Origin of the sequence: Acidovorax facilis (assembly GCF_023913775.1) — a bacterium.
Taxonomy (GTDB): Bacteria; Pseudomonadota; Gammaproteobacteria; order Burkholderiales; family Burkholderiaceae_C; genus Acidovorax; species Acidovorax facilis.
On record NZ_JAMXAX010000169.1, the window covers coordinates 1 to 11348 of the forward strand.

Below are 11348 nucleotides of genomic sequence, written 5' to 3' on the forward strand. Positions count from 1 at the left end.
AACGACGTCTTCGGCTACGAGCAGTTTCGCGGCCCGCAGCAGGCCATCGTTGAGCATGTGATTGCGGGTGGCGATGCGCTGGTGCTCATGCCCACGGGCGGCGGGAAGTCGCTGTGTTACCAGGTGCCGGCCATCGTGCGCCAGCAGCAGGGGCGCGGGGTGACCATCGTGATCTCGCCGCTGATCGCGCTGATGCACGACCAGGTGGGCGCGCTGCACGAGGCGGGGGTGGACGCGGCGTTCTTGAATTCGACCCTCAGCTATGAAGAGACGCAGGACGTGGAACTGCGCCTGCAAACGGGCGACATCACGCTGCTGTACGCCGCGCCCGAGCGGCTGAATACGCCGCGTTTTCTGGGCCTGCTGGACAGCCTGTACGACGGCGGGCACCTCTCGCTGTTTGCCATTGACGAAGCGCATTGCGTGAGCCAGTGGGGCCACGACTTTCGCCCCGAGTACCGGGCGCTCACCCTGCTGCACGAGCGTTACCCGCGGGTGCCGCGCATTGCACTCACGGCCACGGCGGATGACCTTACGCGGGCCGACATCATTGAGCGGCTGCAGCTCGAAGACGCGCGGCTGTTCATCAGCAGCTTTGACCGGCCCAACATCCGCTACCGCATTGAGGAAAAGAAGGACGTTACCACGCAGCTGCTGCGCTTCATCGAGCGCGAACATGCGGGCGAGGCGGGCGTGGTGTATTGCCAGTCGCGCAAGCGCGTGGAAGAGCTGGCCAACACGCTGAGCGACGCGGGCATCACGGCCCTGCCCTACCACGCGGGTCTGGACACGAAAGTGCGTCAGAAGAACCAGGATCGCTTCCTGCGCGAGGAAGGCATCGTGATGGTGGCCACCATCGCGTTCGGCATGGGCATCGACAAGCCGGATGTGCGTTTTGTGGCCCATGTGGACATGCCCAAGAACATCGAAGGCTACTACCAGGAAACGGGCCGCGCGGGCCGCGACGGACTGAACGCCGATGCCTGGATGGCGTATGGCCTGAACGACGTGGTCAACCAGCGCCGCATGATCGACGAAAGCCCGGCCGGCGAGGAGTTCAAGCAGGCGCTGCGCGGCAAGCTGGATGCACTGCTGGCCCTGGCCGAGGCCACCGACTGCCGCCGCGTGCGGCTGCTGGCGTACTTTGGGGAGCAGTCCACACCCTGCGGCAACTGCGACAACTGCCTGAACCCACCGGCGGTGTGGGACGCCACGGATGCGGCACGCAAGCTGCTCTCCACCATCTACCGCGTGAACCAGGCCAGCGGCATCAGCTTTGGCACGGGGCACATCATGGACATCCTGCGCGGCAAGAAGACCGAGAAGGTCGCGCAGTTCGGGCACGAAAAAATCTCCACCTTCGGCATTGGTGCAGACCTGACCGAGCCCCAGCTGCGCGGCGTGCTGCGCCAGCTGATCGCCACCGGCGCGTTAGGCCTGCAGAAGGTGATGCTGGACAGCGGCCACAGCTTTGACACGCTGTGCCTCACCGAGGGTTCGCGCGCGGTGCTCAAGGGCGAGGTGCCGGTGCAGTTGCGCGAGTCGGTGTCGTCCGCACCGGCCAAACGCACGCGCACCCGCAAGGGCACGGGCAGCGCGCCGCCCGCCGCGGCCGCCAATCTTGGCCCCGATGCGCAGGTGCGTTTCATCAACCTCAAGGCCTGGCGGGCCGAGGTGGCACGCGAGCACAACCTGCCTGCGTATGTGATCTTTCACGACGCCACGCTGGCCGCGATTGCCGAGCGCAATCCCGGCACGCTCGACGACCTGCAGGGCATCAGCGGGATGGGGGCGAAAAAGCTGGAGGCGTACGGGGCGGACGTCCTGCGCGTGGTGCGCGCGGGGTAGCCCCGCTGCCGCGCTTTGCTGCCCCGCGATGCGATGCGTGCGGGCCTACGTGAACAGATCCTTCGCGCTCAGGCGCCCGACGCCGCCCGCGCCCGCAGGGCCCGGATGCCTTCTGAAAAACGCCGCAGCGTGGGCGTGCTGTCGCCCGGTGGCACCATCAACTCGATGAGCTGAAAGCGACCGCGCTCGGCAAAAGCGGCATCGAGCGCCGCCTTGAACTGCGCCCGCGTGTGCACCCAGTGGCCGCGCCCGCCCAGCGCATCGGCAGCCTGGGCCAGGTGCCAGTCGCCCAGGGCGGCGCAGCGCGATTCGGTCTGGAAGGCGCGGATCATTTCCCAGGTCTGGTTGTTGAGCACGATGGCGATGGGGTCCAGCCCCAGGCGCGGGCAGTTGCCCAGCTCCCAGCCCGTCATCTGGAAGGCGCCATCGCCCACCAGGATCAGGCTGCGCTGGCCCGTGGCCACCTGCGCACCGATGCCGGCCGGCACGCCGAAGCCCATGGACGCGTAGTAGCCCGGCGCCACCAGCGGGGTGGGCAGCAGCTCCATCGCAGCAAACAGGCAGTCGCCAATGTCCGCGACGATGTTCATGGGGCCGTGCGCGCGGATGCGGTCGTTGAGCGCGCGGGAGAGGTCGGCCGCACACACGGGCGCATCGTCGGCCACCAGGCCCTCGGGGCAAGTGGGCGGGGGCGGCAGGGCGCGCGGCGGCTTGGCGCCTGCGGCCGGGGCGCGGGCCAGCAGCGCCTCCACCAGCGCGGCCAGGGGGATGTTCGGGTACAAGTGGTGGCCCACGCGCGCCTCGCGGTGCGCGGCGATGAGCGCGCGGCGGAAGTCCATGCGCTGGGCGCTCACGCCAAAGTTGCTGTCCGACAGGATGGCGCCCAGCATCACGGGCAGGTCGGAGTCGTCCAGCAGCGCACTGGTCTCGGGCGCGCCCGCCACGCCCAGGTAGGTGCCGTGGAAGGGCACGCCGGCATGCCCCGCGTCCTCGGCCAGCAGGCCCCGGCCCATGAAGGTGGTGAGCACGGGCAGCTGAAGGCGCCGCGCCAGCTCGGCCACGCGGGCCTCCAGGCCAAAGCGGCGCACCTCCACGTCCACCACCAGCACGGGGCGCTGGGCAGCCTGGATGCGGGCCATCCATTCGTCGGCGCATTCGGCCACGGCGGCTGCGTTGAACGGGCTGGGGGGCAGCACCGGCACCTCGGCCATGGGGTGCAGCGTCATGTCGCGCGGCACCTCGATGAGCACGGGCTGCGAGTATTCGCGGCAGCTGCGCAGCACGCGGGCCAGCTCGGCGGGCGCGGTGGCGGGGTCGGACAGGCGCACCTGGTCGCAGGTGATCTCGCGGAAGATCCGCCACTGCGAATCGACATGGCGCACCTGGTGGTGCAGCACCAGGCCCGAGTGCGCCTCGACCTCGCCGGGGCAGCCGGCCAGCACCACCAGCGGCGAGCGCTCGGCATAGGCCCCCGCCACGGCGTTGACCACGTTGAGCGCGCCCGCGCCGTAGGTGACAGCCACCACGCCCAGCCCGCAGTGCATGCGCGCGGCGGCATCGGCGGCAAAGCCCAGCGAGGGCTCGTGGCTGAGCGTGACCAGGGGCAGGATGCCGCTCTCCTCGATCTGCTTGAACAGGGGGAGAATGAAGTCACCGGGGATGCCGAAGATCTCGCGCGCGCCGTGGTGCTTGAGCGCGTGCAGCAGTTGAAGGCCGAGGGGGGTCATGGACGTGTTCCTTGCAGGGGGTGCCGTTGTGCGGCGGTGGCGGATGATCCACGCGGCGTGTCCGAGGCGGCTCTGATGCGCATCAAACCCAGCGGCTCCTGGCGCAAGTTCGCAGATTCGTTCTGTTTTCGACTTAAAAGCGCAATAAATTTGCGCCAAGCACCGGACAAATCCGCCCCCCACCCGCTCAGGCCCGGCGCAGCGTGAAGGAGGGGAACCACGCGGCCATTTGCTGCTGGTGCGCCGTGGTCAGCGCCCAGGCCGGTGCGCCGGGGGCGCGGCATTCCTGCAGCGCCCAGCGGCGCACGCCGCGCGCGGCCAGGGCCTGGGCCAGGTCCAGCAACTCATCCACACCAAACAGGCCCGCGTGCCAGGTGGTGCGGCATTCGTGGTCGGTGCCATAGGCCAGCAGCACCTCCAGCCCGTCCCAGGCGCGCGCGCCGCTGCCGGGTGTGGCGGTGATGGCGCTGTAGCGCTGCGGCAGGGCCTTAATGTCCAGACCCACCCAATCCAATTGCGGCAGCAGTGCCGCCAGCCGCTCGGGGTACATGCCGCCGGTGTGCAGGGCGGTCTGCAGGCCCAGGCTGTGCACTGCGTTCAGCGCCGCGCCCAGGCCCGCCTGCAGCGTGGGCTCGCCGCCCGAGAAGACCACGCCGTCCAGCAGGCCGCGCCGGCTTTCCAGAAAGGCCAGCGCCTGCGCCCACGGCAGCGAGGGCGGTTGGATGGCATCGAGCAGTTCGGGGTTGTGGCAATAGCCGCAGCGCCAGGGGCAACCCTGGCAATACAAAACGGCCGCGAGGCGGCCGGGGAAATCGATGGTGGTGAGCGGTGTCATGCCGCCCAGCCGCAGCGCGGACGCGGGTGCCCGTGCCTCAGCAGGCGTTGCTGCTGCAGCCACGGCCCTGCTCGGCGAAGAAGCGGCGCTCGGCATGTTCGCCCTGCTTGCCGGTATTGAAACTGGCCACAGGGCGGTGATAGCCCATCACGCGGGTCCAGACCTCGCAGGGCTGGCGCTCGTCGTCGGTGAGTTGCACGGCGGCCAGAGCGGCCTGTTCGGGGGTAGAAAAATGGCTCACGAAAACTCCTTCAGGGTTGAGAAATTTGCTACTTTTTTGATAGCTTCATGCGCTTGATGGACAAGCGATTGATGCCAATCAATCTTGCTATTCGGCGTCAGGCGGCCAGGCGCCGCCGCTTGGCATCCAGCCGCTCTTCGTCGCAGCGCGGGCAGAACGGGTGCTCGCCCGCCAGGTAGCCGTGTGTGGGGCAAATGGAGAACGTGGGCGTGACGGTGATGTAGGGCAGGCGGAAGTTCGTCAGCGCGCGCCGCACCAGCTCGCGGCAGGCCGCGCCGCTGGAAACGCGCTCGCCCATGTATAGATGCAGCACGGTGCCGCCGGTGTACTTGCCCTGCAGTGCCTCCTGCCGTATCAGCGCCTCGAACGGGTCGTCGGTGAAGCCCACGGGCAGTTGGGACGAGTTGGTGTAGTAGGGCTGCTCGGCCGTGCCCGCCTGCAGGATGGCGGGCCAGCGCTTCTTGTCTTCCTTGGCGAAGCGGTAGGTCGTGCCTTCGGCGGGTGTGGCCTCCAGGTTGTAGAGGTGGCCGGTTTCTTCCTGGAAGGCGGTCATGCGCTCGCGCACGTGGTCGAGCAGGCGCAAGGCAAACGCATGGCCCCACTCGCTGGTGATGTCGTGCTGGTCCGCCGTGAAGTTGCGCACCATCTCGTTGATGCCGTTCACGCCCAGCGTGGAAAAGTGGTTGCGCAAAGTGCCCAGGTAGCGCTTGGTGTAGGGGAACAGACCCTGGTCCATCAGCCGCTGAATCAGCTTGCGCTTGGTCTCCAGGCTTTGTTTGCCCAGCTCCATCAGGCGGTCGAGCGCGGCTAGCAGGCCCGCTTCATCACCCGCATGCAGGTAGCCCAGCCGCGCGCAGTTGATCGTCACCACGCCCAGGCTGCCGGTCTGCTCGGCGCTGCCGAACAGGCCGTTGCCACGCTTGAGCAATTCACGCAAATCCAGCTGCAGGCGGCAGCACATGGAGCGCACCATGTTGGGCTCCAGCTCGGAATTGATGAAGTTCTGGAAGTACGGCAGGCCGTACTTGGCCGTCATGTCAAACAGCAGCTGCGCGTTCTCGCTCTCCCAGGGGAAATCCTTGGTGATGTTGTACGTGGGGATGGGGAAGGTGAACACCCGGCCCTTGGCGTCACCAGTCGTCATCACGTCGATGTAGGCGCGGTTGATGAGGTCCATCTCGGCCTGCAGGTCGCCGTACGCAAAGGGCATCTCCTGCCCGGCGATCACGGGCACCTGCTCGCGCAGGTCCTCGGGGCAGGTCCAGTCGAAGGTGAGGTTGGTGAACGGCGTCTGCGTGCCCCAGCGCGAGGGCACGTTGAGGTTGTAGACCAGCTCCTGAATGCACTGGCGCACCTGCGCGTAGTCCATGCCGTCCTTGCGCACGAAGGGTGCCATGTAGGTGTCGAACGACGAGAACGCCTGCGCGCCCGCCCACTCGTTTTGCAACGTGCCCAGGAAGTTCACGATCTGCCCCACGGCGGAACTCATGTGCTTGGGCGGCCCCGCCTCGACCTTGCCTGGCACGCCGTTGAGCCCCTCGTGCAGCAGCGTGCGTAGCGACCAGCCCGCGCAGTAGCCGCTGAGCATGTCGAGGTCGTGGATGTGGAGGTCGCCGCTCCTGTGCGCCTCGCCGATCTCGGGCGTGTAGACGTGCGACAGCCAGTAGTTGGCCGTGACCTTGCCCGCCACGTTCAGGATCAGCCCGCCCAGCGAGTAGCCCTGGTTGGCGTTGGCGTTCACGCGCCAGTCGGCGCGCGTGAGGTATTCGTTGATGGAGCTTTCCACATCCACCAGCGTCTGCTTGTCGGCGCGCAGTGTGGCGTGCTGCTCGCGGTAGACGATGTAGGCACGCGCCGTGGCCAGGTGGTTGGCGGCGATCAGCGTCTGCTCGGCCACGTCCTGGATCTGCTCGATGGTGGGGGCCTCGCCCTGGAAGCGGTGGATGAGCACCTTGGTGACCTGGGAGGTGAGCAACGCCGCTTCGTCGGCGCCGTATTCACCCGAGGCCTGCCCGGCGCTGGCCAGCGCGGCGCGGATGCGTTCGGCATCAAACGGAACGCGCTGGCCGCTGCGCAAAACGACTTCGCGGGGCAAGGTGGCAAGGGTGGACGCCATGGGTTCGACCAATCTGTGGAACGGGTTAAAAACACTACCTATGGTGTCCACGATACCCACCAAACACTATAGGTAGTTTGATTCAACACAATCGAGGCGGTAAGCAGGGGTAAAAAAATGCCGGCACAGAGGCCGGCGGAAAGGAAGGTGCCGTCAGGCCCTACCGATGGATCAGAGGTGCATGCGCAGGCATGCAGTGGGGCGCAGGAGGGTGCTGCTCAATGGCAGGCGGTGGCTTCTTCCTCCTCGATGCGCGGATAGAAGTCATGGTCTTCGCGCTGCATGCGCTCGAACACACGGCGCAGCACCACGTTGGCCTCGTTGCGAAAGCCCTGGGCATCGCGGCGCACGCCCTCGGCGGTGTTCCAGCGGCGTGCAAACGCGTCGTAGGCGCTGGCGATCGATGCCATCTCGCTTTGGTACTGGCGGCCCAGGCGCGCCAGTTCGGCGTTGCCGCCGCGCTGCAGTGCGGGGTACAGCACCTGGTCTTCCACGGCCAGGTGCAGCTTGATGGTGCCGCTCATGGCCACGATGCCCTGCGCGATGGCGCTGGCATTGGCCTCTACGCCCGCCTGGGCCAGGGCGCGCAAGGTGGCGATGCTGCGCAGAATGTCAGTGTGCTGGTGTTTGAATTTGTCGAGGTTCATGGTCAGTCCTTGTGCGCAAACGGTGTGTGAGCGCGGTGGCCGCTTGTGGCAGCCGCCGCGCACGGTGCATTTCAGCGACGGGCCTGTGCCAGGTAGGGGCCCGCTTGCGCCGGGGCGCGCGAGCCGAACAGCCCGCTCACCACCTGCCAGGCCATGGCCAGCGCGCCGACGATGAAGACCACGTCGCCAAAGGTGCGCACCCAGCGCAGGGTCTGCATGAAGGGCTGCTGCATGAAGGCTTCGCCCCGGGCGTACCACAGGCCTTCGCTCACGCTGGCGTGGAACTGGAACAGTCCGATGGGCAGCAGGCTGGTGGCAATCATCAGCACCAGGCCCGCGTTGAGCCACCAGAAGCCCGTCTTCATGAGCCGCTCGCTGAACACCAGCTGCGGCCGGATGTAGCGCAGCACCAGCAGCGTGAACCCGAGCGCCAGGAAGCCATACACCCCGAACAGCGCAGCGTGGGCATGCACCGGCGTGGTGTTGAGTCCCTGCAGGTAATACAGCGCAATCGGCGGGTTGATCATGAAGCCGAAGACGCCCGCGCCCAGCATGTTCCAGAAGGCCACGGCCACGAAGCACATGAGGGGCCACTTGAGGTTGGCCATCCACTTCGCGCGGTGCTGCAGGCGCCAGTGTTCCCAGGCCTCATGGCCCAGCACCACCAGGGGCACCACTTCCAGCGCGCTGAACGATGCGCCCACGGCCATCACCGGCGTGGTGGTGCCGCTGAAGTACAGGTGGTGGAAAGTGCCGGGCACGCCGCCCAGCATGAAGAGCGAGGCCGAGGCCAGGCTGGCGGCCGTGGCCATGCGTGGCGACACGAGGCCGAGCGTCGAGAAGATGAAGGCCAGCGCCGTGGTGGCGAACACTTCAAAGAAGCCCTCGACCCACAGGTGCACCACCCACCAGCGCCAGTACTCCATCACCGAGAGGTGGGTGCGTTCGCCGTAGAAGAAGCCCGCGCCGTAGAACAGGCCGATGGCCACCACCGACGCCGTCAGCAGCGCCAGCAGGTTCTTGTCGCCGCCGGGGGTGCGCAGCGCTGGCACGATGCCGCGCAGCATGAGCACCAGCCAGAAGGCGATGCCGGTGAACTTGCCGATCTGCCACAGGCGGCCCAGGTCCACGTATTCATAGCCCTGGTGGCCCAGCCAGAAGTTCCACTCGGGCGGCATGATCTGCGCGATGGCCAGGTAGTTACCGACGAACGAGCCCACGACTACCACGACCAGCGCCCAGAACAGGATGTCCACACCGAGCTTCTGCCAGGCCGGGTCCTTGCCGCCGTTGATGAGCGGCGCGAGGAACAGGCCGGCTGCCAGGAAGCCCGTGGCGATCCAGAACAGCGCGCTCTGGATGTGCCAGGTGCGCACCAGCGAATAGGGGAACCACTGCGACACGTTGATGCCGTAGAACTGCTGGCCTTCCACCGTGTAGTGGGCCGTGAAGCCGCCCAGCAGCACCTGAAAGCTGAACAGCGCAACGATGAGGAACAGGTATTTGCCCAGCCCGCGCTGCGAGGGCGTGAGCGGCACGCGCGACAGCGGGTCGTGCTGGGGTGGTGTCGGCTCTACCTCGTCGTGTTTGCGCAGGAAGGCCCAGCCCCACACGAGGAAGCCCACGCCCGCCATCATCACGACCACGCTCATCACCGACCAGACCATGTTCTCGGCCGTGGGCTTGTTGCCGATCAGCGGCTCGTGGGGCCAGTTGTTGGTGTACGTCGCCGTGGTGCCGGGGCGCTCGGTGGCGGCGGCCCAGGCCGTCCAGAAGAAGAAACCCGTCATCTGCGCGCGGCGTTCGGCGCTGGGCAGGGTGTTCTCCTTCATCGCGAAGTGCTCGCGGGTCTTGTGCAGTGCGGGGGCATCGCTGAAGAGCTGGCCGTAATACAGCGCCGTCATGGCAATGGCGTCGGCACGCGTAGTGGATACCGTGGCCACGCCCGTCTCGGGGTTGTAGGTGTTGGTGCGGTACTCGGTCTTCATGCGGTCGCGCAGCACGGCCTGGGCTGCCGCATCCAGCTCGGCAAAGGGCTTGCCATGCGCGCGCTCGGCGGCCACGTCGAGCCAGTTGAGCAGCTCGCGGTGCAGCCAGTCGGCCGTCCAGTCAGGTGCCTGGTACGCGCCGTGGCCCCAGATGGAACCCAGCTGCATGCCGCCCACCGACTGCCAGGCGGTCTGTCCGTCGAGGATGCTGTCATGGGTGAAAAGCACTTCACCCCCTGCCGTGGCGATCTTCGCGGGGATGGGCGGCGCGGTGCGGTAGACCTCGGCGCCGTAGTAGCCCAGCAGGCTGAAGGTGACGATGAGCACGCCAATCAGCGTGAACCAGAGCTTGCGGTAGTTACCCATGGCGGGCCTCCTGCTTCAACAGAACAACAACGAAGGGGCTGCGCCAGCGTGCGCTGGCGGCGTGTGGTCGGGGTCTTGTGGTCATGGCTTTTTTGAACGAGTGAATCGGTGTCCCTGCCCACATCGCAAGCGCCGGGCCAGGGTTGCAGGCCCATCAAATCAACCACTTACACCGTTCATGGTTTTTTTGACCCGTCCCGAATGGGGTTTAATTCACCCATTAAAGGTAAATTTCACCATGGACCATAGCCCCCTGCTGGCCGACCTGGCCACCGACCTGCCCCAGGCCGTGCGCCTGCAGCGGCTGGCCGACCACCTGCGCACCCGCTTCCACTGCGGCGCCGTGGCCCTGCTGCAGCTGGAAGAAGACCACCTGCGCCCCGTGGCCGTGGAGGGTCTGGTGCGCGAGGCGCTGGGCCGGCGCTTTGTGGTCAGCCAGCACCCCCGGCTCGCGGCCATCCTGGCGCGGCGCGAGGTGACCTGCTTCGACCACGACAGCACCCTGCCCGACCCCTACGACGGCCTGCTCGACACCCTGGTGGGCGAGCCCCTGCCCGTTCACGACTGCATGGGCGTGAGCCTGTGGGTGGACGGCAAGGCCTGGGGCGTGCTGACGCTGGACGCGCTGCAGACCGGCACCTTCGGCGAGGCCGCACGCGCCGCGCTGGCCGACTGCAAGGTGCTGGTGGAGGCGGCCGTGCGCATCTCGCGGCTGGAGCGCGAGGTGCAGGCGCTGCGCAGCGCCCCCCACACCCGCAGCGCCGACGACGAGCGCACCACCCGCGCGGGCGATGGCGACATGGAGATCGTTGGCCAGAGCGAGCCCCTGCTGCGCCTGCTGCACGAGCTGGAGGTGGTGGCGGGCTCGGACCTGCCCGTGTTGCTGCTGGGTGAGACCGGCGTGGGCAAGGAGCTGTTTGCGCGCCTGCTGCACCGCCAGTCCACGCGCGCTACCCGCCCGCTGGTGCACGTGAACTGCGCGGCGCTGCCGGAGTCGCTGGCCGAGAGCGAGCTGTTTGGCCATGTGCGCGGCGCGTTCTCGGGCGCGGTGGCCGACCGGCCGGGGCGCTTCGAGGCGGCCGAGGGCGGCACGCTGTTCCTCGACGAGGTGGGCGAGTTGCCACTGGCCGTGCAGGCCAAGCTGCTGCGCACGCTGCAGAACGGCGAGATCCAGCGCCTGGGCGCCGACCGACCGCGCCGCGTGGACGTGCGCGTGATCGCCGCCACCAACCGCAACCTGCGCGACCAGGTGCGCGATGGCGCGTTCCGCGCCGACCTGTACCACCGGCTGTCGGTGTACCCCGTGCCCATCCCGCCGCTGCGCGAACGGGGCAACGATGTGCTGCTGCTGGCAGGCCGCTTTCTGGAACTGAACCGCGCACGCCTGGGCCTGCGCAGCCTGCGCTTGTCTGCCAGCGCACAGGACGCACTGCGCCGCTACCCGTGGCCGGGCAACATCCGCGAGCTGGAGCATGTGGTCAGCCGCGCCGCCCTCAAGGCCCTGAGCCGGGGCGTGAACCGCGCCGACATCGTGACGCTGGAGCCCGCGCTGCTCGACCTGGACGCCGACGCCGCCAGCG

The 11348-nt window shown here is 67.7% G+C and carries 8 protein-coding genes; 2 read left to right on the forward strand and 6 right to left on the reverse strand.

Translation table 11 applies throughout. The features are described from left to right. Window positions 1-1848: DNA helicase RecQ (gene recQ, locus NFX52_RS27290; protein ID WP_252635908.1), on the forward strand; the 1848-nt coding region annotated here is incomplete at its 5' end. Between the two features lie 68 nt (window positions 1849-1916). On the opposite strand, the gene ipdC is transcribed toward recQ, so the two are convergent. The 6 genes from ipdC to NFX52_RS27320 form a co-directional block, all read right to left on the reverse strand. After that, window positions 1917-3575: an indolepyruvate/phenylpyruvate decarboxylase gene (gene ipdC / locus NFX52_RS27295; protein ID WP_055402471.1), complete on the reverse strand. Its 1659-nt coding sequence runs from the start codon at window positions 3573-3575 to the stop codon at window positions 1917-1919. A 187-nt stretch (window positions 3576-3762) separates the two neighbouring features. Then, complete coding sequence (locus NFX52_RS27300; RefSeq protein WP_238385807.1) at window positions 3763-4410, reverse strand: anaerobic ribonucleoside-triphosphate reductase activating protein; 648 nt, start codon at window positions 4408-4410, stop codon at window positions 3763-3765. Window positions 4411-4447: 37 nt separating this feature from the next. Beyond that, window positions 4448-4651, reverse strand: coding sequence for an anaerobic ribonucleoside-triphosphate reductase (gene nrdD, locus NFX52_RS27305; RefSeq protein ID WP_055402467.1), 204 nt, complete (start codon window positions 4649-4651; stop codon window positions 4448-4450). Window positions 4652-4748: 97 nt separating this feature from the next. After that, window positions 4749-6767, reverse strand: a complete 2019-nt coding sequence (locus NFX52_RS27310; RefSeq protein ID WP_055402465.1) for a ribonucleoside triphosphate reductase — start codon at window positions 6765-6767, stop codon at window positions 4749-4751. 218 nt (window positions 6768-6985) lie between these two features. Continuing rightward, window positions 6986-7414: a hemerythrin domain-containing protein gene (locus NFX52_RS27315; protein ID WP_055402463.1), complete on the reverse strand. Its 429-nt coding sequence runs from the start codon at window positions 7412-7414 to the stop codon at window positions 6986-6988. Window positions 7415-7485: 71 nt separating this feature from the next. After that, window positions 7486-9768 (reverse strand): nitric-oxide reductase large subunit, encoded by a 2283-nt coding sequence (locus tag NFX52_RS27320; protein ID WP_055402461.1) that lies wholly within the window; start codon window positions 9766-9768, stop codon window positions 7486-7488. A 238-nt stretch (window positions 9769-10006) separates the two neighbouring features. Here NFX52_RS27320 and norR point away from each other — a divergent pair. Next, the coding region (gene norR / locus NFX52_RS27325; protein WP_252635909.1) for a nitric oxide reductase transcriptional regulator NorR at window positions 10007-11348 on the forward strand (1342 nt) is incomplete at its 3' end.